A 21,786-nucleotide genomic window follows, 5' to 3' on the forward strand; every position below is an offset into this window, starting at 1 on the left:
CTCCTCAATTCGCATTCGGGGTATTTGCGCGCACGCGTTCGCGGCGCGCGTCGACATCGGCGTAGGGAGCCGGATCGACGTCCTGGCTGACGATGCTCCACAACGCCGTTTCCGAGAATGTTGCACGGGCGAAATCCTGCGCGCGGCCAGAGACCTGCAACCAATGCGCATCGTCATCCAGCAGCCGCAGCACTTCATCTGCAAACGTCCGCGCATCTTCTGCGACGGCGATGAACTCCGAGGCGGCGGCCAGGCCCTGGGCACCTGCCGGGGATGTCACCAGCGGCACGCCGAAGCGCATCGCCTCCACCACCTTTCCCTTCATCCCTGCGCCAAAACGCAGCGGCGCCACCACCGCGCGGGCGTGGGCGTAATACATCTCCAGCTCTTCGTCGGTCACATAACCAGGCACCCGGATGGTGTCACTGACCAATGCACGCACGGCGGGCTTGGGGTTGGAGCCGACCAGATTGACCTCGATATCCGGCTTGCGCTCGCGAATCAGCGGCAGCACCTCTTCGACGAACCACACCGCGGCATCCACGTTGGGGTCGTGCGCGAAGCCTGCAACAAACAACAGGCCATTGCGGCGATGCATGCCCGAGACGTCCACAACCGGGAATCGATCGAACGCGTACACCGGGATGGTCAAGTTCTTCGCATGCGATTCACCGCGCTCGTCCATCCAGCGCGCAACGTGCGCGGTTTCAAGCTCGGATGGATAGTAGATCGTATCCACCTTGCTCCACAGCGACTCCTCTAGCATCTGCATGGCATCTCGCTGGGTCGACAGGGCGGGATCATGTGCCAGCTTGAGCTGCTCGGTCATGCGCTGGTAGTGCACGTCGTGCCCGTAATACAACAGCGTAGCCCGGCTGTGGCGACGCAGTGCTTCGATGTACTTGATCGAGACATGGGGGCGGCTAAGCAGTACATAGTCGATGCACCCCCCGTTGGCAGCGATCCAGCCCTCGAAGTTGTCCACATGCTCGGGGCCATAGATTGCCTCGACACCCATCTGCTGCAGGCGCGGGGTATAGACCGGATCGTGCCACAGGTTGTCCGACCAGAACTTCACGCTCATTCCGTGCTTCTTGAACAGCCCGATGAACTGGTCCATGGTGCGCGAGCCGGCATCACGGTCTGGCTGCGGCACGTAGTGATCGATTACCAGCACGCTCTTGCGCAACTGCGAGCGATCACGGGCCAGGAAAGGCAACTCCGCATTGGCAAACTGCCCCTCCAGCAGCGTGTCTTGCCAACGCTCGCGCAGCTTCTTCTGGTTGGCCACCTGGTAGGCCTTGATGCCACTGGTGACATCAGTACCGTGCGATACGCCTTCGTAATGCACCACCATCGATTCAGGTTGGTAGTACACCTTGAAACCTGCGGCGCGCACGCGGAACGCCAGGTCGGTGTCCTCGCAGTAAGCCGGAAGGTAGTGAGGGTCGAAGCAACCCAGAGCATCCAGCAGCGACTTCGGCAGCATGATCGCCGCACCTGAGATGTAGTCGGCCTCATGCACGTAGTTGTACTCGCTCGCGGCCGGATTCTGCAGTCGGCCGAAGTTCCACGCGGAGGCATCGCTCCAGACGATGCCTCCGGCTTCCTGCAGGCGACCATCCGGATAAACCAGTTTGGAGCCGGCCATGCCTGCGTCAGGGAACGCTTCGAATACCTTCAACAGCGCATCAAGCCAGCCATTGGTGACTTCAGTATCGTTGTTGAGGAAGCAGACATAGCGACCGCGTGCCAGAGTCGCCGCGTTATTGCAGGAAAGCAGGAAACCGAGGTTCTTGTCGTTCTCGTGGTAGCGCAAACCGGGAATGCCACGTAGCTTGCCGATGTCCGGATCGCCCGAGGCATCCTCGGCAACGATTACTTCGAATGACGCGCGCGTGGCGGCACGCGACAACGAGCGCACGCAGGCCAGGCTGATCGGCAGATTGCCATAGGTCGGGACGATGACCGATACCAGCGGCGCTTCCACCTTGGGCAACGAAGTGGTCGCAAGGCACATGTCGATGTTGGACCTGACGAACTCCAGCCCGAGGCCTTCCACCTGCTTTACCTGGGCGAAGCTGCGCTTGACCAGGAACCGGCGCACCGGCCCCACCAGTGGCGCCAACACCGGGAGACGGGCAATTCCGCTGGCGCGGAGCGAGTTGGCCACGCCGGTCCAGTCACCGCGCAGAACACGCGACATCAATCGCAGCGGCTTGGTCATGCGCCAGGACTTGGACTGAAGCAGCGCACTGGTCATCGCCTGGCTGGCATCATTGTCGGCCCGCAGTTGATCCAGCTGAGACTGCAGTTGGGCCCGCGCGTGGTCTCCGACAATCGCATCGGCCAGCAGCTCGCGAAGTTCCGCAGCAGTCTCTTCGTGCTGCGCGCTTTCCCGCTGAAGCTTCTCGCTTCGCTCCTGAAGCATCTCGCTTCGCTCCTGAAGCGCCGCATTCCGTTCCTGCTCGCGTGCAATCGCCTCCTGAAGATCTGCCTGCACCGCAGCCGCATGGCCGAGCTCGCCCTGGATCGATGCGACATGGCCGCGCAGGGCGTTGATCTCGGTGTCCTGCGCTTTGGCCCAGCGCGCCACTTCGTGATGGTGGTTGTACAGATCTTCCTGCTCGGCCAGCAGCAGCGAGGCAGGCGTGGCCGGCAGCAGCGACGCTTCAGCGGCAGCCACCGCAATGTAGTAGACCGGATCGGGCAGTGCGGCAACCCGCTGCTCGATTACACTGCCACTGTCGGTGACCGCTGTGTACTCTTCCTCGACACTACCGTCCAGCGGAGTGATCGTCGAGCCGACAGACATTCGATGGCCAACCACGCGAATCTCTGGGAACTGGGTGCCCAGCAGTTCCAGGAACTGGTCCAGGTATAGCTCCTTGACGTGGTACTCGTTGTGATAGCCCGCCTTGTCGGAGTAGACCTCCTTATTCGGCGAGGACATCACCAGCACCCCCTCGGGGCGGAGCACGCGGCGGATTTCCGCCAGCATCTGCTCCTGCTCGAGCAGGTGCTCGACGGTTTCGAAGGACACCACGACGTCGACGCACTGGTCCGGCAATGGAATCTGTGCAGCCGACCCCTGCAGGTACTGCAGATTGCTACGCCCGGCATAGATACCGGCAGCATGCGCGACTGCTTCGGCGGAAATATCCACGCCACGAACCGAACGGGCCTGACCGGCCAGCATCGCGCTGCCATAGCCCTCGCCACTGGCCAGGTCCAGCACATCCTTGCCCGCAACGATCGGCAGGCACCACGCGTATCGGTGCAGGTGCTCCTGCCGAATCACGCCGTGCTCGCTGGGAACAAAGCGCTCGCCAGTGAACTCGATCATTTCATCTCCTTGGAAAATTCAATCGCCAGCATGGGCAGTCCAACCAGTCCATAGCGCATGGTTTCATCGACCGCACGGAACTCGAGCGCATCATGGATCCAATGCTGCTGGACATGGTCATGCTGATCGCCGGAAGCGACCGCAACATCCACCATGTACGAGCCCGACGGCATGATCGGCATGCGGAACAGGAAGCTGGCCGAGATCCGCTCACCGGGTTCACCCGACACCGGCGTACCCTGCCAAGCAAGATAGGTGTTATCGCCGAACAGGCGCTGGCCGAGGCGATCCTTTACGTAGAACCCCAGAATCAGGTTGTGCAGGGACTCCACAAGCTCGGCGGTGATCTGCAACCGCACCAGCTCGCCTCCAGCAAGCAGGCCCACGGAATCACCATGCTCGTCCAGCAATTGCACTTCGACAATTCGAGCGCCCTGCGCGCCGAACTCCTGCCCAGTATTCTCCGGATCGAACTCGAAGGTCTGGATACGATTGCTCCAGCCTGCCTCCTGGCGCGCGGCCGTACGGGCATCGGGGGCATCGCCGATCTGGCGGCGGGCGCGCTTCTCGCCGACGACCACCTTGGCATCGCCGGCTTCACGCCGCCCGACCACGTGCTGCTCGGTCATGTACGCCTCGACCACCTCCTGCGAGGTGCCGGACAGGCGCATGCGGCCATTCTGCAGCCATACGGCGTTCTCGCACAGATTGGTCACAGCCGCAGCATCATGGCTGACGAACAACAGCGTCCCGTTCTTCTGGAACTCGCGCAGGAACCGCATGCACTTCTGCGAGAAGAACGCATCACCGACCGCCAATGCCTCGTCGATGATCAGGATGTCGGCGTCGACATGGGCGATCACTGCAAAGGCAAGGCGCACCGACATGCCGCTGGAATAGCTGCGCACCGGCTGGTCGATGAACTCACCGATGTCGGCGAATGCCAGGATGCTCTCCAGCCGCTGTTCGATCTGAGCGCGCGTCAGGCCCAGGATCGTCGCATTGAGGTAGACGTTCTCGCGACCGGTGAACTCAGGATTGAAGCCGCTGCCCAGCTCAAGCAGCGCGGCCACGCGCCCCTTCACCTTGATGTTGCCCTCGGTAGGATTGAGGGTACCGGCGATCATCTGCAGCAGGGTCGATTTGCCCGAGCCGTTGCGGCCAACAATGCCCACTGTCTGGCCGCGGCGAATCGAGAAGCTCACATCACGCAGCGCCCAAAAATCCTTGTAGAAGGACTTGCGCTTGCCTGCCAGCGCCTGCCACAGGCGGTGCGAAGGGCGCTCGTACATGTGGTACGACTTGCCAACCCCGTTGACCTCGATGACGGTCTCGGCCACGGCGACTTCAGAGGACATCGGCGAACCCCACACGCAGCTTGTTGAACAGGCGATGGCCAATGACGGCGACCACGCAGGCGATCAAGGTGTAGAGACCCAGGCCAGCCCAATCCGGCAAGCGGCCCCAAATCACCACTTCGCGCACCTGGTTGATGATGAAGGTCAGCGGATTGAGCTCGAACACGATGCGATAGCTGGCCGGCACCGACTCGACCGGAATGATCGCGGAGGACAGGAACAGCATGGCCGCTGCGATGACACCCGCGATCTGGCCGATGTCGCGCAGGTATACGCCCAGTGCCGAGGCGATCCAACCGATGCCGACCGTCAGGATGACCAGCGGCAACACTACCACCGGCAACAGCACCGCGGTGGGATGGATGCTGCCTTTCACGCACAGGTACAGCAGCAGCAACACGACCATGTTCATCAGCAGATGGAACAACGCCGACAGCGTCATGCTCCACACCAAGATATCCAGCGGGAACACCACGCGCTTGACGTAGCTGGTGTTGCTCACGATCAACTGCGGCGCACGGGTAAAGCACTCAGCGAAGAAGCCATGCACGGTCAGGCCCGCGAACAGGATCAACGCGAAATCGGTGGTGGACCCGGTCGATCCGGGCCAGCGTCCCTTCATGATGAAGCCAAAGGCCATGGTGTAGACCAGCAGCATCAGGAATGGGCTGATCAGCGACCACAGCAGACCGAAGCTGGCACCGCGATAGCGCCCAAGGACTTCACGCTGGGTCAGTTCGAAGGTAAGCGAACGATGCTTCCCGAAGACCGAGAGAATGCTCATGCTCAGCGGTTCCCGCCCAGCGCATTTTCAAGATCCACCTGCAGATCCCCCAGATCTTCAACGCCCACGCTCAGCCTTACCAGCGCATCGCTGATCCCCAGCTGCTCACGGCGCGCCACCGGAATCGAGGCATGGGTCATCACCGCCGGGTGGTTGACCAGGCTTTCCACGCCACCCAGCGACTCGGCCAGGGTGAACAATTCGGTCTTCTCGCAGAAGCGCTTGGCCGCCTCAAAACCGCCCTTCAGCACGATCGAGACGATGCCGCCAAAGCCGGTCATCTGCTTACGGGCAAGATCATGCTGCGGATGCGAGGGCAACCCAGGGTAGATCACCTTTTCCACCTCGGGATGCGTTTCCAGCCACTTGGCCAACGCCATCGCATTGGCGCAGTGCGCCTTCATGCGCAGCGGCAGGGTCTTCAGACCGCGCAGGGCCAGGAAGCTGTCGAACGGGCCCTGCACGCCACCAATGGAGTTCTGCAGGAAGGCCATCTGCTCGGCCAACGGCGCATCGTCACCGACCACCACCATGCCGCCGACCATGTCCGAATGGCCATTGAGGTACTTGGTGGCCGAATGCAGCACGAGGTCGGCGCCCAGCAGCAGCGGACGCTGCAGCATCGGCGAGGCGAAGGTGTTGTCGACCACTACGATCAGGCCATGGCGCTTGGCGATGGCGGCGACCGCGGCGATGTCCACGATCTTCAGCATCGGGTTGGTGGGGGTTTCAATCCACACCATCTTGGTCTTCGGGGTGATTGCCGCTTCGAAGGCCGCCAGATCGGTCAGGTCGACGAAGCTGAAGTCCAGCGCAGCGGTGCGGCGACGCACGCGCTCGAACAGGCGGAAGCTGCCGCCATAGATGTCGTCCATCGCCACCACGTGGCTGCCGGCATCCAGCAGCTCGATCACGGTGGAGCTGGCGGCCATGCCCGAGGCGAAGGCGAAGCCGCGGGTGCCGCCTTCCAGCGAGGCCACGCAACGCTCGTAGGCGAAGCGGGTCGGGTTGTGGGTACGCGAATACTCGAAGCCCTGGTGCTCGCCCGGGCTGGACTGCGCGTAGGTCGAGGTGGCGTAGATCGGCGGCATCACCGCGCCGGTGCTCGGGTCGGGCGACTGGCCGCCATGGATGGCCAGGGTGGCCAGCGCCAGCGCGCGGTCCGGGGAAGAAGCGTTGGACATGTCGTTTCCTGATTGGCGCCGATGACCGGCGCCGTCGAAGGAGCGGGAGTCTATCAGCGCGGCCTTAACGAGCTTTGACGCGGATAAACCGGGATTCAGCAGCGATCTGCGGCGATAAACGCCTTACTGAACGCGCCGACGCAGGTAATTCAGCAGGTCGATGCGGGTGATCAGGCCGAGGAAGGTGTCACCGTCCATCACGATGGCCACCTGGCCGCGGTCGAACACCGGCAGCAGCGCCTCGATCGGCGACTTCACATCCAGCCGGTCCAGCTTGCTGACCATGGCGGTGGCCACCGGGTCGCGGAAGCGTGCTTCGTCGCCGTAGACGTGCAGCAGCACGTCGCTTTCGTCGACGATGCCGACCAGCTGGTCACCGTCCAGCACCGGCAGCTGCGACACGTCATACAGCTTCATGCGCTGATAGGCGGTGGTCAGCAGGTCGTTCGGGCCGATCACGACGGTGTCGCGCTGGCCGTACGGGCGCAGGATCAGGTCGCGCAGGTCACCGTGCTGCGGGCGCTCAAGGAAGCCGTTGTCCAGCATCCAGTAGTCGTTGTACATCTTCGACAGGTACTTGTTGCCGGTGTCGCAGACCAGCACCAGCACCTTCTTCGGCGTGGTCTGCTCCTTGCAGTACTTCAGCGCCGCCGCCAGCAGGGTGCCGGTCGAGGAGCCACCGAGGATGCCTTCCTTGCCCAGCAGCTCACGCGCGGTATGGAAGCTCTCCGCATCGGTGATGGCGTAGGCCTTCTTCACACGGCTGAAATCGGAGATCGAGGGCAGGAAATCCTCGCCGATGCCTTCCACCAGCCAGCTGCCCGACTTGTCGTTGAGCACGCCGTCGTTGATGTACTCGGCCAGGATGGAGCCGACCGGGTCGGCCAGCACCAGCTCGGTCTTCGGCGACAGCGTGGCGAAGGCGCGCGAGAGGCCGGTCATGGTGCCGGAGCTGCCGCAGCCGAACACGATGGCATCCAGATCGCCATCCATCTGCTCGAGGATCTCCGGGCCGGTGCCGAATTCATGCGCGGCCGGGTTGTCCGGGTTGCCGAACTGGTTGACGAAGTAGGCGCCCGGGGTCTGCTCGGCGATGGTCTTGGCCAGGTCCTGGTAGTACTCCGGGTGGCCTTTGGCCACGTCCGAGCGGGTCAGGCGCACTTCGGCACCCATCGCCTTCAGGTTGAAGATCTTTTCCCGGCTCATCTTGTCCGGGACCACCAGGATCAGCTTGTAGCCCTTCTGCTGGGCCACCAGCGCCAGGCCCAGGCCGGTATTGCCGGCGGTGCCTTCCACCAGGGTGGCGCCGGGCTTGAGGTCGCCGCGCTTCTCTGCCGCTTCGATCATCGACAGGCCGATGCGATCCTTGATCGATCCGCCCGGGTTGGCGCTTTCGAGCTTCAGGTAGAGCTCGCAGACGCCAGCATCCAGGCGCTGGGCCTTGACGATAGGGGTCTGGCCGATGAGTTCGAGGACGGAAGAATGGATGGGCATTCGGGGGACTTCGGTTCGCGCCACACAGGGCCGGACCGGTGATTATCCGACGGATGGCGACGAAAGTCAGGAGCCGTTTCTGTAGCGCCGGGCCATGCCCGGCGGGAGGCGTGCTGACCCACGGTCGGCACCCACCAGCTCGGCTGGCGGCCCAAGGGGATGCGGACGGCCCCGGATCGACGAGGAGACCGGTACCGCCCGCATCGGGGGACGTGCCTGCGGGGCCAAGGCACCACCGCGTGTGGTGCCTTGGCGCGACGCCTGCGTTCAGCGGCGCCGCGTTGCCAGGTCAGGAGAGCCTGGCAGGGCCATCGATGGCCAGGTCATGCCATTCCGGGCACGACAGGGGTGCGTCAATGCGTGGGGGACGAGGTTGCGAGCGGTGTTTCGTACATTCGCAGAAGGCGTTGCTTGGCCAGCAGCTTCTCGCGCTTCATTCGACCCAGGGTGACATCATCGATCGGGAGTACACCCAACTCCGCATCCATGCACTTCTTGTTCAACTTGCGGTGCTGGTCATGGAGTGCCCGGAACTCCGGATCGCGCGCGCGACGGGCGTCGATCTCGCTCTGGGGCTGATCTTCAAACATGATGGACCTCCTTCGACAGATACACGAACGCCCCGGCCGCAAGGCACGGGGCGTTGTTCATGGAGGAGTGCCGGTCGATGCCCACATGGGTGCCCACAACGACATGCGGCACTGGCCTGCGCACTTCGATCTGCTGCGGTTCGCGCCCTGCTTGCATCGGCCCGGCCCTCCCATCGTCCGGTCCGCGTTATTGCGTCCCGGACAATTGACCCTACGCTTGCTCTGGACGGGGTTCAAGCCCCTGCGGCAAAAAGACCGAACCCCGCCGAGGCGGGGTTCAGGCTGAATACTCAACACAACGAAAAACAAACAATATCAATCAATTACGGCGCGATGACGACCTCGGCCGAGCGGGCCCGGGTGGAGGCGGCCTTCTTCCCAGCAACCTGGATCCGGCTGCTGGCGACACCGGCCGACACCAGCGCGTCACGCAGTGCCTCGGCGCGCTTCTGGCCGACGCCATTGGCGCTGTCATAGGCTTCGATGCGGATCCTGCCCTTCTTGCCGATGTTCACGTACTCGGCCAGGGCCTTGGCCTGGTTGCGGGCGCCACCGGACAGGCTCGAGGCCCCGGCCGCAAACGCGTCACCGGCAAAGGTGAAGACCTCGCCGCGGCCATCGAACTTCGAGCCCGGCAGTTTCTGCCCGGACACCAGCTCGGCTTCCTCACGGGCCAGCTTGGCCGCGTTCTGCTGGGCCGAGCTGAGGCGCTGCTGCTGCTTGCCGGCCACGCTGGTCAGGGCGTTCTCGGCATCCTGGCGGGCCAGGGTCTCGGCCTCGGCCGCCTGGCGCAGGCGTTCGGCCTCTTCTGCCTGCATCTGCGCCTGCATGCGCAGCTGTTCGGCTTCCTGCCGGGCACGGGCGGCATCGCGGCGGCTGGCCTCGATCAGCAGATCGCCGCGGGTGCGCTCCAGGCGGTCGACCTCGCGCGCGGCCAGCGCAGCCCGCACGGCGGTCTCGGCGATCTCGACCCGGCGCTCGGCCAGGTAGGTGGCCAGCTCCTGGTCACGGCGCTTGGCCTTCTCCAGGGTGGCGATGGCCTGCTGCGCCTGCATGCGCTCGAAGGCGCCCAGTTCGGCGGTGTCCGGATTGGCCTGGATCGCCATCAGGCGCTGGCTCAGCTGGCCCACCATCGGGTTGTCAGCGGCCAGTGCCAGCGTCGGCAGGGCCAGCAGCGTAGCCAGGGTCAGCGCGGAAATCGTCTTCATCGGCGGTCCTCCCCGGTCGACAACTGGCGCTGCAGCTGGTTGACCTCGTTGCGGCGCAGCTGCAGCTGTGCGGTCGCCGTGGCTTCCTCGCTGCGGGCACGGGCCAGATCGGCGTCAACGGTGGCACGCAGGGCCAGCGCCGGTGCGTTCTTGCGCTCGCGGCGGTCGCCGGCGGCACGCTGGGCCTGCTCCAGCCCCTGGCGGGCCAACCCGATCAGGTCCGGGGCGTACTGGTCGGCGTCGGCCTGGGTGGCCTTGTCCACCGCCTGCCGGGCCTGGGCCAGTTCCAACGCGCCATCCTGCGCCCAGGCGGGAGCAGAGAGTGCGAATGCAAACGCCATCACATACAGGCTGTGGCGCATTCGTGCGAAGCTAAGTCGTTTCATTGGGGAGGCCGTACCGGTTGTCGGTTCGCGGCCATTGTCGTCAAGCCGGTACCGTGCTTGCAACGGGCACCGGCAGTTTCGTTGGGGAAAATTCGCAATGGATATCGGCTACTTCCTGAAGCTGATGACCGAAAAGAACGCTTCGGACATGTTCTTGACCACCGGCGCGCCGGTGTACATCAAGATCGAGGGCAAGCTGTATCCGCTCGGCAATACCGGCCTGCCGCCGGGAATGGTGAAGAAGATCGCCTACTCGCTGATGGACGAGGGCCAGGTGCCGCAGTTCGAGCGCGAGCTGGAACTCAACATGGCCATCGCCCTGGCCGATGCCGGGCGTTTCCGCGTAAACGTGTTCAAGCAGCGCGGTGAAGTAGGCATGGTCATCCGCGCCATCCGCAGCCGGATTCCGAGCATCGAAGAGCTCAACCTGCCGCAGGTGCTGAAGGACGTCATCATGACCCCGCGTGGGCTGGTGCTGGTGGTGGGGTCCACCGGCTCGGGCAAGTCCACCTCGCTGGCGTCGATGATCGACCATCGCAACAGCACCACCACCGGTCACATCCTCACCATCGAGGACCCGATCGAATACCTGCACAAGCACAAGATGTCCATCGTCAACCAGCGCGAGGTCGGGCTCGATACCCATGCCTTCCACAATGCGCTGAAGAACGCGATGCGTGAAGCGCCGGACGTGATCCTGATCGGCGAGATCCTGGATGCCGAAACGATGGAGGCGGCGATCGCCTTCGCCGAAACCGGGCACCTGTGCCTGGCCACCCTGCACTCCAACAACGCCGACCAGACCATCGAGCGCATCCTCAACTTCTTCCCGGAAAGCGCGCACAAGAACGTGCTGATGAACCTGGCGCTGAACCTGCGCGCGGTGATCAGCCAGCGCCTGGTGAAGAACAAGGAGGGGCGCCGCCTGCCGGCCACCGAAGTACTGATCAACACGCCGATGATCCGCGACCTGCTGCGTCGCGGCCAGGTACACGAGATCAAGGCGGCGATGGAGGCTTCGCTGGAAGAAGGCATGGAGAGCTTCGACCAGTGCCTGTTCCGGTTGGCCAAGAACGGCACCATTGATCAGGAAGAAGCACTGCGCGCGGCCGACTCGCGCGATGGCCTGGCGCTGAAGTTCCGCCTGTCAGAAGGCGGCAGCGGCGAGCACGATCCGTATGCGGACTTCTCGGCCGGCGCGCCGAGCATTACCCACGGGTTCTGACGGCGCGCCCGCCAGGCATGGCCCGGCGCTACCGGACGCGTGGTGGTAGCGCCGGTCCATGCCCGGCGGAATCCTGAAGAGTTAAGGGGCGGTCTCATCCAATGAGACCCCTCGTGCGTAGGTTTCTTCAATGGAAACCATACGCAAGCTGGCCATCCTTGCAGATGCCGCCAAGTACGATGCCTCCTGCGCCTCCAGTGGCGCGGGCAAGCGCGATTCGCGCGCCTCCGGCGGCATCGGCAGTACCGAGGGCATGGGCATCTGCCACAGCTACACGCCCGATGGCCGCTGCGTGTCGCTGCTGAAGATCCTGCTGACCAACTTCTGCGTGTACGACTGCGCCTATTGCGTGAACCGGGTGTCCAGCAACGTGCCGCGCGCGCGTTTCAGCGTGGACGAGGTGGTCACGCTCACCCTGGACTTCTACAAGCGCAATTACATCGAAGGGCTGTTTCTTTCCAGCGGCATCATCCGCAACGCGGACTACACGATGGAGCGCATGGTGGAGGTGGCACGCCGGCTGCGCGAGGAGCACCGATACGCCGGCTACATCCACCTGAAGACGATCCCCGAGGCATCGCCAGAACTTCTGGCCGCTGCGGGTCGTTACGCCGATCGCCTGTCGATCAATGTCGAACTGCCCACCGAGGCAGGCCTGGCCACCCTCGCCCCGGAAAAGACCAGCACATCGATCCGCGGCGCGATGGGCGAACTGCGCTGGCGCATCGAAGAAGCCAAGGAGGCCCGCAAGGCGCCGGCAGTGATCGCACCGGTTTCCAGCCGCAGCGCGCGTCCTCGCCCTCCCCGCTTTGCACCCGCCGGGCAGAGCACGCAGATGATCGTCGGCGCCGACGGTGCCAGCGACCAGCAGATCCTGACCAGTGCCGACAGCCTCTACGGCAACTACCGCATGCGCCGGGTGTACTACTCCGCCTTCAGCCCGATTCCCGATGCGAGCCGCCAGCTGCCGCTGCAGCCGCCTCCGCTGCAGCGCGAGCACCGTCTGTACCAGGCCGACTGGCTGCTGCGTTTCTACGGCTACGGCGTGGAGGAGATCACCGACACCACCCAGGGCGGCATGCTGGATCTGGACATCGATCCGAAGATGGCCTGGGCGATCCGCCATCCCGAACGCTTCCCGGTGGACCTGAACCTTGCGCCGAAGGAGCTGCTGCTGCGGGTGCCGGGCCTGGGAGTGCGCAACGTCAAGCGCGTGCTGATGGCACGCCGCCACGGTCGCCTGCGGGTGGCCGACGTTGCACGACTGAAGGCGCCGATGAGCAAACTGCTGCCGTTCGTGCAGCTGGCCGACCACCATCCGCGCAGTGCGCTGGATGATCCGGCGGCGCTGCGCGCGAAGCTGGCGCCACCACCCCGCCAGGGCTCGCTGTTCGATGCCACGCCCGCTGCCTGAGCTGCAGCGCTGGTCGCTGCGCGTAGACCCGCCGTGGTCGCTGGATGCCTGGCGCGGTGCGGCGCGTGAGGCCTTGCTGCGCGGGGTGCTGCCGGAACAGCTGGACTGGATCACAGGTACCGAAGCGTCGCTGCTGGACGCGCCGGCGGTGCAGCAGGCGCCACTACCCGACGGCGCCACCGTCCCGAACGTGCCGCGCGACTTCGTCGAACTGGCCGCTACCTGTCTGTGCCATCGCGATCCGCAGCGCCTGCCGCTGCTGTACCGCCTGCTGTGGCGCATCGCGCATGGCGAACGCACGGTGCTGTCCAATCCGGCCGACGCCGATGTGCTGCGGTTGATGGCGCTGGCGCAGGCGGTGCGCCGCGACACGCACAAGATGAAGGCCTTCGTACGCTTCCGGGAGGTGCCCGGCGAGACCGACGCGTTCATCGCCTGGTTCGAACCCGACCACAACATCGTCGACCGGGTCGCGCCGTTTTTCGCCCGCCGTTTTGCCGGTATGCGCTGGGCGATCCTGACACCCGCGCGCAGTGTCCGCTGGGATGGCAGCGCGCTCTCATTCGGTGATGGCGGCAGCCGTCGCGATGCACCCGCCGAAGACGCCCGTGAGACGCTGTGGCAGACCTATTACGCCAGCATCTTCAATCCGGCCCGGCTCAACACGCGGATGATGCAGCAGGAAATGCCCGCCCGTTACTGGAAGCATCTTCCCGAAGCGCACCTGTTGCCGGGTCTTGTGCGCGACGCAGCCGGCCGCGTGCAGGAGATGCATGATCGACCGGCACAGGCACCGCAGCGACGTATTCCCGCACGGCCGAATGATGCAACCGATGCCGCTGCGGACAATGGCAGCCTGCAGGCGCTGCGCCAGCAGGCCGCCGTCTGCCGGCAGTGCCCGCTGTGGGAAGCGTCGACCCAGACCGTGTTCGGCGAAGGTCGTGCCGATGCACGCATCATGCTGGTGGGCGAACAGCCCGGTGATGTCGAGGACCTGAGTGGTCGCCCCTTCGCCGGGCCGGCGGGCAAGCTGCTGGACCGTGCGCTGCAGGAGCTGGGCATCGAACGCAGCGCCCTGTACCTGACCAACGCGGTGAAGCACTTCCATCACGAGCGGCGAGACAAGGTGCGCCTGCATAAGCGCCCTGAGAGCCGCCATGTGCACGCCTGCCGGCCGTGGCTGCAGGGCGAGATCGCACGGGTGAAGCCACAGGTGATCGTCTGTCTCGGCGCCACGGCGGCCTCGTCCGTATTTGGTCGCGATTTCAACCTGACGCGCGACCGTGGCCGCTGGCTCACGCTCGAGGATGGCACCCGGGGATACGCCACCGTGCATCCTGCCTGGGTACTGCGGCAGAAGGATGATACGCGGCGCGAGGACGCCTACCGGTTGTTCCGCGATGACCTGCGGCAACTGCTGGCGGCCGATTCCGCGCCCACCGGGCATGGCCCGGCGCTACCGCGCGCCGGAGACCGGTAGCGCCAGGCCATGCCCGGCGAGCACAGCGGGACGTCAGGCGGCGTCGACCTGGTTTTCGGGGCGTGCAGCGATGAAGGCATCCAGCTGCTGGCAGGCCGCTTCAATGCGGCGCAGTGTGGGGTATGCCGCCAGGTCCAGGCCGAAGCGATGGGCGTTGTACAGCTGCGGCAACAGGCAGATGTCGGCCAGGCCCGGACGGTCACCGTGGCAGAACGTGCCGGTGTCAGCGCTGTTGGCCAGCATCGTTTCCATTGCGGCAAAGCCCTCGGCCATCCAGTGCAGGGTCCACCGCGTGCGTGCATCGGCCGGCAACTGCAGATCGCGCTCGAGGTACTGCATCACCCGCAGGTTGTTGATCGGGTGGATGTCGCAGGCCACCAGCTGCGCCAGCGCCCGCACCCGTGCGCGGCCAGCGGCATCGGCCGGCAGCAGCGGCACCTGCGGAAACCGCTCTTCCAGATACTCCAGGATCGCCGGCGACTGGGTCAGCACGTGGCCGTCATGCAGCAGCGTGGGCACCAGCTGCTGCGGGTTGAGCCCGCGATAGGCGTCATGGTGCTGCTCGCCGCCCTCGCGCACCAGATGCACCGGTCGTGCTTCGAAGGCCAGGCCTTTCAAGGCCAGGCCGATGCGCACGCGGTAGGCGGCGCTGGATCGCCAGTAGGTGTACAGCACGATGCCGTCGTCGACCGGAATCTCCATCGCCGCCTCCATGCTCAGGGCTTGGCCGCCTGTTCGATGCGCTGCTCGATCGCACCGAAGATGCTGTTGCCGGCGGCATCGAGCATCTCGATGCGCACCACGTCGCCGAAGGACATGAACGGCGTGCTCGGCTTGCCGTCGCGCAGGGTTTCCACCACGCGCTGTTCGGCGAAGCACGAAGCACCCTTGCTGGTGTCTTCGTTGGCGATGGTGCCCGAGCCGACGATGGTGCCGGCACTGAGCGGGCGCGTCTTCGCCGCGTGCGCGACCAGCTGGGCGAAGTTGAACTGCATGTCGACACCCGCTTCCGGCGCACCGAACCACGTCCCGTTGATGTGGGTCAGCAGCGGCAGGTGCACCTTGCTGTCCTGCCAGGCAGCGCCCAGCTCGTCGGGAGTGACGAACACCGGCGACAACGCCGAGCGCGGCTTGGACTGCAGGAAGCCGAAGCCCTTGGCCAGTTCGCCCGGGATCAGGTTGCGCAGCGAGACGTCGTTGACCAGGCCGATCAGCTGGATGTGGCCGGCGGCCTGCTCCGGGGTGGCGGCCATCGGCACGTCGTCGGTGATCACCACGATCTCCGCTTCCAGGTCGATGCCGTAGTCCTCGCTGACCACCTTGACCGCATCGCGCGGGCCATGGAAACCGGCGCTGGTGGCCTGGTACATCAGCGGATCACTGTAGAAGCTCTCCGGGACCTCGGCGCCGCGCGCGCGACGTACGCGCTCGACGTGCGGCAGGTAGGCGCTGCCATCAACGAATTCATAGGCGCGCGGCATCGGCGCGGCCAAGGCCTGCGGGTCCAGGTCGAACACGCCATCGGCGTCACCGGCATTGAGCGACTCATACAGCGCATTCAGACGCGGGGCCAGATGGCTCCAGTCCTCCAGGGCCAACTGCAGGGTGGCGGCGATGCCGGTGGCGCGCACGCCGTGGCGCAGGTCACGCGAGACGACGATCAGGGTGCCGTCGCGGCCGCCTTCCTTCAAGGAACCAAGCTTCATGGTGGGTGTCCGGAGTCGTGGGCAAACAAGTTTCAAGTGTAATCAAATAAGCAGCGTAGCCAAGCTGCAGCGCGGCATCGCCTCACCCTACCGCAGGAGGGGGGCGGCAGGGTTGCACCCTGCACCGGCTTCAAGCCAGAGCAACGGCCGGAGCAACGGCAACAGCCGGCTCTGGGTTTTCTGTGGGTTGGGCGGGGCGGTATGGGGCTGCAGGACACGCCGTAAACCCATCCATGGGGGCTCGATGGCGCCATCCATGGCGCCAACGGTCCTGCAGCCCCATACCGCCCCGCCTTCGACAGGTTCCCGGTGACGGTTGCATTCGTTCCGGTAGATCCACGCCATGCGTGGATGGATCTCCATCGAAATCGAATTTTTCGACAATTGAACGAAGAGCATCCACGCATGGCGTGGATCTACCGTGTCGACCAAGGTCGACACCCACCAGGAGCGGGCCATGCCATTCCGACAGATCGCGGAAAACTGTCGAAGGCGGGGTGGGTCCGGTTGCGGGGGCGTGAGCCGCATGGATGCGGCGACCGAGCTTACATGGACGTACTTGCAGCGGCCCCCGCAACCGGAACCACCCCGCCATCCCACGGATAGCCCGCTTCTGCTGTTGCTGTTGAGGTTGCCGGCCAGCGGCCGGCACTACCGCTTCGGCGGGTGCAGGGCGCAGCCCTGCCGAACCCCCAACCTGAACAGCCTGTTTTGCGTCAGGTCTCATCCTTCCGTTAGACTATGCGGGTCTGCAGCGGCCGTCCGTTTCCCTCCGGGATCGCCGGCGACCGGGGTTCGCCCCATCGCCCGCCCCCACTCCGACGCCGTTCGTCACGCATTCCAGCCTGCGCTTCGCGTTGGCTGCACCCAATTCTCGCAGCGCGGTTCACGGGAACGCTCCGAGTCAGCCGATCAGTTTGATCTGCCCCCGTCTGTCCGTTCGGACAGGCGTTAACTGTACTTGGAGCAATCTCGATGTCTTTTGAATCCCTGGGCCTTGCGCCCTTCCTGTTGCGTGCGCTCGCCGAGCAGGGCTACGAAACCCCGACCCCGATCCAGCAGCAGGCGATCCCGCTGGTGCTGGCCGGTCGCGACCTGCTGGCCGGCGCACAGACCGGTACCGGCAAGACCGCCGCGTTCGGCCTGCCGCTGCTGCAGCACCTGGGCACCGCTTCGCAGGAAGTGCGCACCGGCCCGCGCAAGCCGCGCGCGCTGATCCTGGCACCGACCCGCGAACTGGCCACCCAGGTGCATGACAGCCTGCGCGGTTACAGCAAGTACCTGCGCATCCCCAGCGCCTGCATCTACGGCGGTGTCGGCATGGGCAACCAGCTGGACATCCTGCGTCGCGGCGTGGACCTGCTGGTGGCCTGCCCGGGCCGCCTGATCGACCACCTGGAGCGTCGCAGCATCGACCTGTCCGGCATTGAACTGCTGGTGCTGGACGAAGCCGACCGCATGCTGGACATGGGCTTCCTGCCCTCGATCAAGCGCATCCTGGCCAAGCTGCCCAAGCAGAACCGCCAGACCCTGCTGTTCTCGGCCACCTTCGAGGACAACATCCGCCAGTTGGCGCTGGAGTTCATGCGCAACCCGGAACAGATCCAGGTCACGCCGAAGAACACCGTCGCCGAGACCATCACCCACAAGGTGCACCCGGTCGATGGCAGCCGCAAGCGCGACCTGCTGCTGCACCTGCTGGCGCAGGACAGCCGCGAGCAGACCCTGGTGTTTGCCCGCACCAAGCACGGCAGCGACAAGCTGGCCGCGTTCCTGGAAAAGTCCGGCATCAAGACCGCGGCGATCCACGGCAACAAGAGCCAGGGCCAGCGCCTGCGTGCGCTCGGCGACTTCAAGGCTGGCCGTGTCACCGTGCTGGTGGCCACCGATATCGCCGCGCGCGGCATCGACATCAACGAGCTGCCGAAGGTGATCAACTTCGATCTGCCGATGGTGGCCGAAGACTACGTGCACCGTATTGGCCGTACCGGCCGCAACGGTGCGACCGGTGAAGCGATTTCGCTGGTGGCGCAGGATGAAGTGAAGCTGCTGCGCGCGATCGTGCGCCTGCTCGGCCGTGACATGGACATCCGCGATGTGCCGGGCTTCGAGCTGCAGACGCCGATCCGCTGGGGCAACAGTGCTCCGGGCAAGGCCGAGGCCGATACCGGCGAGCGCGTGCCGCGCAAGACCCACGCGCGCCGTCCGCACGGCGATGCGCCGCGTCATGCCCATGCAGGCCCGAAGAAGGCCGGCGGTGGCCGCCGCGAGGGCGCCGGCAACGGCCAGCAGCGCGCAGGCGCAGGTGCCGGTCAGGGCCAGCGTCGCGGTGGCGGTGCCAATACTGGTGGCGGTCGTGGCCGCGGCCAGGGTGGCGGCGGCGGTCGCGCCAGCTGATCCCAGCTGACAGGGATGGCGTCTCCCGCTGCGCGGGGGCTGCTTATCGGGGGACGACGCTTACGCGTCGTCCCTTTTTTGTTGCTGGCTGCCGGGTGGTTTGAAAGCTGGCGGTGGGTTTTGTGTGGGCGTTGGGGAGCGGGGGCGGTGCAAAACACGCCGTAAACCCATCCATGGGGGCTCGTAGGCGCCTTGCTCGTGTGCGCTGTCCTGCGCACACGGCAAGATCGGGGTTCGGCGTCCTGCCCAACCCGCCCGGGGCATGCCTCGGGCCCATGGCGCCTGCGGTTTTGCACCGCCCCCGCTCCCCAACGCTTCAGACATTTCCAGCGCCTACTTGTCCCGCCGGGTAGCCGAGAGAAGAAGGATCAATTCAAAGACAAAAGCAAAAGCCGGAATTCCAGCTTTTGCTTTTGCCCTTGCTCCCGCCTTGGGTTTGATGCATCCGCGCCCGCAGGAAACTGTCTGGGGAGGACGGATGGGCCGCGCAGGACCGCAGGCGCCATGGATGGCGCCTACGAGCCTACACGGACGTACTTGCGGCGTGTCCTGCGCGGCCCATCCGTCCTCCCAATCCCAGCGTCAGTTCGGCGCGTAATGCCTCAACCCCGCGCTTTACTCGGATTCACCAGATTCCCGAAGAAGATCGCGTTGATCAGCATCCGATCAGTGCCATGCCAGTACTTGCGATGCGCCGGATCATCAGCAAACAGGATCACGTTGCCCTGCCCCTGCGCTGACACCAGCAGCCATGCACTTCCAGCCACGCGACTGCGGTTGCGCTCGGACAGATACCCGTTCACCCGCGGTGTGTCGTCGATCCGCACCACCGTGGAAAACCCGTTCGTGCTCGGCTGCAGGATGACCGTGTTCTCCTTGTTGATCGCCAGTTGCCGGCGCGGCACCCCGAACGCCAGGGGATGGCTGGGGTCGACGTCGGCGCTGAGGATGTTGCCGCTGACACGCTCGATCGCGGCGATATCGCGCTGGTCACCGAAGGCGCGGCGCGCGGTGTCTGTTGCTTCCTCGTCCTTGCCCAGCTTCTCGCCGTCGGCAAGTTTCTGTTCGATCGCCCACTTCGACGCGCTGCCATAGGTGACCAGTGACCCGCCGGCCTGGATCCAGCGCTTCAATGCCGCTACCGCGGCCGCGTCGACGCCGGCATAGGTGCCGCCGGACAGCACGATCGTGGTGTAGCGGTCCAGAGATACCTTGCCCAGCTGCTGCGGGTCCAGCTTGCTGGCCGGCAGGCGCAGCTGCTGGTCGAGCAGGAACCAGGCCGAACCGATTTCGGTGGCTGCCACGCCCTCGCCCATCACCAGCGCGACGGCGGGCTTGCGCAGTGCCTTGACGCCGTCACTGCCAAGGTCGATGCCATCGCGGCTGCGACCGCTGGCCAGCGCATGCACCTGCACACCGGCGGCCCGCGCGGCGGCGGCGACCGCCTCCTGCAACGCCGCACCCTGCAGCGGCTGCCCGGACACCGGTACCACGATGCTGCCCCCGGCAAAGGCCACCTCACCTTGTGCGGTGGCCGCGGTGAACGGCTGGAAGGTGGCACGCGTGGACAAGCCCTTGGCCTGCAGGGCGGCCAGTGCGCGGCCCGCGTTGTAGTCGCGCCAGTCGATCACGTAGGCGAAGCCCGCTTCACCGCCGGTCAGCCCGCCCTGCACTGCGGGAACCTCGACCACGCGGGCGCCGCCATCGATGCGGCTGCGGCTGCCGGCAAAAGCCACGCCGTAGGCCGGGGCGATCGCGTAGCTGGTGCTGCCGTAGAACACGTCGCCCTTGATCGGCGGGGTCTCGGCGAAGATCGAATGGACCAGGCGGAACTGCGCCTGCTGCACCGGCACCACGTAGGCGCTGCCCGCTTCGAAACGCTGGCCATCTACGCTGACAGCGCGGTCCAGTGCATGCACTTCAATCCTGTGCAGCAACAGCAGTTCCAGCAGGCGTCGGGTCAATGCCGGATCATGCGCGTCGCCGAACACGAAGCTCTTCACCGGCTGTTGTGCGGCCTGCTTCAGCGCGCTCTGGAAGAAACGCTTCTGCAGCTCGAACAGGGCGCTGCGCTCGGTCACCGCACCGCGCACCGTGCCCAACCCGGTGGCAACCTGGTTGCGGATGGTGAACGGGAACGTCAGCAGGCCATTCACCGATTCCTGCACGCGACCGCGCGAACTGGCCTGCTCCACCGTGACGCCGACCGCGCCGTGGAAATCCGGATAGGTCGAGCCGTACACGGGCGAGAAATTGTCGAAGTTCTCACCGGTGTAGTACAGCGAACCCAGCGCATCGAGCGCCTGGGCGTGGTACTTGGCCAGGGTCTTGTTGAACTCGTACGATGCTGCCGGGATCAACGGACTATGCATGCTCTTCGGCGATGGCTCGAAGTAGTACGTGCTGTCCTTGCCCATTTCGTGGAAGTCGATCTGCACGTTCGGGTACCACTGGTGGAACTGCGCCACCTTCGGCCGCGAATCCTGCTGTGTCAGTGCCAGCCAATCGCGGTTGAGATCGGTGAAGTAGTGGTTGGTACGGCCTTGCGGGAACGGTTCGACATGTTCCTTGTCGGCCGGATCGGCCGAGGCCGGATCGGACGCCCAGGCGTTGTGCCAGTTGGCGGCGCGATCGCGGCCGTCGGGATTCTGCGCCGGGTCGAACAGCACCACTGCCTGCTGCAGCCACTGCTGCGTTTCCGCGCTGCGGTTGGCCACCAGGTAGTAGGCGGTCAGCATCGCCGCTTCGCCGCTGGAGGTCTCGTTGCCGTGCACGCTGTAGCCCAGCCACACCACCACCGGGCTGTCACCGGCAGCGCTGCGCGGCTGCGCCGGGTCGGCCAGGGTCGCGTGCTGCTGGCGGATCTGTTCCAGCCGCGCGTGGTTGCCTGCAGCAGTGACCGTGGCGATCAGCAGCGGTCGGCCCTCATAGCTGCGGCCGATCTCGCGCACGCTGATCTTGTCCGAGTGCTTGGCCAGCTCCTGGAAGTAAGCCACCAGCTGGTCATGGCGGGTGTAGCGGCTGCCGATCGGATAGCCGAGGAACTGCTCCGGCGTGGGAATGGCGGTATCGAATGCCGCGGCATCGGTGGTCTGCGGGAAGAAATAGCCGCTCTGCGCATGTACCGCAGACGGCAACGATACGGCGGTGGCGACGGCGAGCAACAACGGGAAAACGGCACGGCGGTGGAAGGACACGGTGACTCCCCTGGAAC

Annotated in this window: 15 protein-coding genes; 4 read left to right on the forward strand and 11 right to left on the reverse strand. The window is 65.2% G+C overall.

The genetic code is table 11. The annotated features are described in order from the left end of the window. Positions 1 to 4: 4 nt before the first annotated feature. The 8 genes from LC407_RS17345 to LC407_RS17380 all read right to left on the reverse strand — a co-directional run bounded on the left by LC407_RS17345 (position 5) and on the right by LC407_RS17380 (position 10,326). Positions 5 to 3,346, reverse strand: coding sequence for a glycosyltransferase (locus tag LC407_RS17345; protein WP_223483285.1), 3,342 nt, complete (start codon positions 3,344 to 3,346; stop codon positions 5 to 7). Further along, on the reverse strand, positions 3,343 to 4,704 hold the full coding sequence (locus LC407_RS17350; protein ID WP_223483286.1) for an ABC transporter ATP-binding protein: 1,362 nt from the start codon (positions 4,702 to 4,704) through the stop codon (positions 3,343 to 3,345). Before LC407_RS17350 ends, LC407_RS17345 begins: the two co-directional genes overlap by 4 nt. Beyond that, positions 4,694 to 5,488, reverse strand: coding sequence for an ABC transporter permease (locus LC407_RS17355; RefSeq protein ID WP_223483287.1), 795 nt, complete (start codon positions 5,486 to 5,488; stop codon positions 4,694 to 4,696). Before LC407_RS17355 ends, LC407_RS17350 begins: the two co-directional genes overlap by 11 nt. Positions 5,489 to 5,490: 2 nt before the next feature. Beyond that, a complete protein-coding gene (locus LC407_RS17360; RefSeq protein WP_223483288.1) occupies positions 5,491 to 6,672 on the reverse strand; it encodes a cystathionine gamma-synthase in 1,182 nt (393 codons plus the stop codon). A gap of 123 nt (positions 6,673 to 6,795) precedes the next feature. After that, positions 6,796 to 8,166, reverse strand: coding sequence for a pyridoxal-phosphate dependent enzyme (locus LC407_RS17365; protein WP_025878454.1), 1,371 nt, complete (start codon positions 8,164 to 8,166; stop codon positions 6,796 to 6,798). A 353-nt stretch (positions 8,167 to 8,519) separates the two neighbouring features. After that, positions 8,520 to 8,756: a YdcH family protein gene (locus tag LC407_RS17370; RefSeq protein WP_025878453.1), complete on the reverse strand. Its 237-nt coding sequence runs from the start codon at positions 8,754 to 8,756 to the stop codon at positions 8,520 to 8,522. A gap of 323 nt (positions 8,757 to 9,079) precedes the next feature. Next, complete coding sequence (locus LC407_RS17375; protein WP_025878452.1) at positions 9,080 to 9,964, reverse strand: OmpA family protein; 885 nt, start codon at positions 9,962 to 9,964, stop codon at positions 9,080 to 9,082. Further along, positions 9,961 to 10,326, reverse strand: coding sequence for a DUF4398 domain-containing protein (locus LC407_RS17380; protein WP_025878451.1), 366 nt, complete (start codon positions 10,324 to 10,326; stop codon positions 9,961 to 9,963). The genes LC407_RS17375 and LC407_RS17380 overlap by 4 nt, the downstream gene beginning before the upstream one ends. A gap of 121 nt (positions 10,327 to 10,447) precedes the next feature. On the opposite strand from LC407_RS17380, the gene LC407_RS17385 reads away from it, so the two are divergent. The 3 genes from LC407_RS17385 (at position 10,448) to LC407_RS17395 (ending at position 14,469) form a co-directional block, all read left to right on the forward strand. Further along, positions 10,448 to 11,575, forward strand: a complete 1,128-nt coding sequence (locus tag LC407_RS17385) for a PilT/PilU family type 4a pilus ATPase (RefSeq protein WP_025878450.1) — start codon at positions 10,448 to 10,450, stop codon at positions 11,573 to 11,575. Between the two features lie 130 nt (positions 11,576 to 11,705). After that, a complete protein-coding gene (locus LC407_RS17390; RefSeq protein WP_223483289.1) occupies positions 11,706 to 12,989 on the forward strand; it encodes a putative DNA modification/repair radical SAM protein in 1,284 nt (427 codons plus the stop codon). After that, on the forward strand, positions 12,970 to 14,469 hold the full coding sequence (locus LC407_RS17395; RefSeq protein WP_223483290.1) for a UdgX family uracil-DNA binding protein: 1,500 nt from the start codon (positions 12,970 to 12,972) through the stop codon (positions 14,467 to 14,469). The genes LC407_RS17390 and LC407_RS17395 overlap by 20 nt, the downstream gene beginning before the upstream one ends. A 33-nt stretch (positions 14,470 to 14,502) precedes the next feature. On the opposite strand, the gene maiA is transcribed toward LC407_RS17395, so the two are convergent. Both maiA and LC407_RS17405 read right to left on the reverse strand, forming a co-directional pair. After that, positions 14,503 to 15,171, reverse strand: coding sequence for a maleylacetoacetate isomerase (maiA, locus tag LC407_RS17400; RefSeq protein ID WP_223483291.1), 669 nt, complete (start codon positions 15,169 to 15,171; stop codon positions 14,503 to 14,505). A 14-nt stretch (positions 15,172 to 15,185) separates the two neighbouring features. Next, on the reverse strand, positions 15,186 to 16,175 hold the full coding sequence (locus LC407_RS17405; RefSeq protein WP_025878446.1) for a fumarylacetoacetate hydrolase family protein: 990 nt from the start codon (positions 16,173 to 16,175) through the stop codon (positions 15,186 to 15,188). A gap of 975 nt (positions 16,176 to 17,150) precedes the next feature. Between LC407_RS17405 and LC407_RS17410 the strand changes: the two genes are divergently transcribed. After that, entirely contained in the window at positions 17,151 to 18,572 is a 1,422-nt protein-coding gene (locus tag LC407_RS17410) for a DEAD/DEAH box helicase (protein WP_025878444.1), read from the forward strand. Between the two features lie 602 nt (positions 18,573 to 19,174). Here LC407_RS17410 and LC407_RS17415 read toward each other — a convergent pair. After that, positions 19,175 to 21,769 (reverse strand): M14 family zinc carboxypeptidase, encoded by a 2,595-nt coding sequence (locus LC407_RS17415; RefSeq protein ID WP_223483292.1) that lies wholly within the window; start codon positions 21,767 to 21,769, stop codon positions 19,175 to 19,177. Between the last annotated feature and the right edge of the window lie 17 nt (positions 21,770 to 21,786).

This window comes from Stenotrophomonas sp. OVS01A (assembly GCF_019969775.1).
Taxonomy (GTDB): Bacteria; Pseudomonadota; Gammaproteobacteria; order Xanthomonadales; family Xanthomonadaceae; genus Stenotrophomonas; species Stenotrophomonas indicatrix.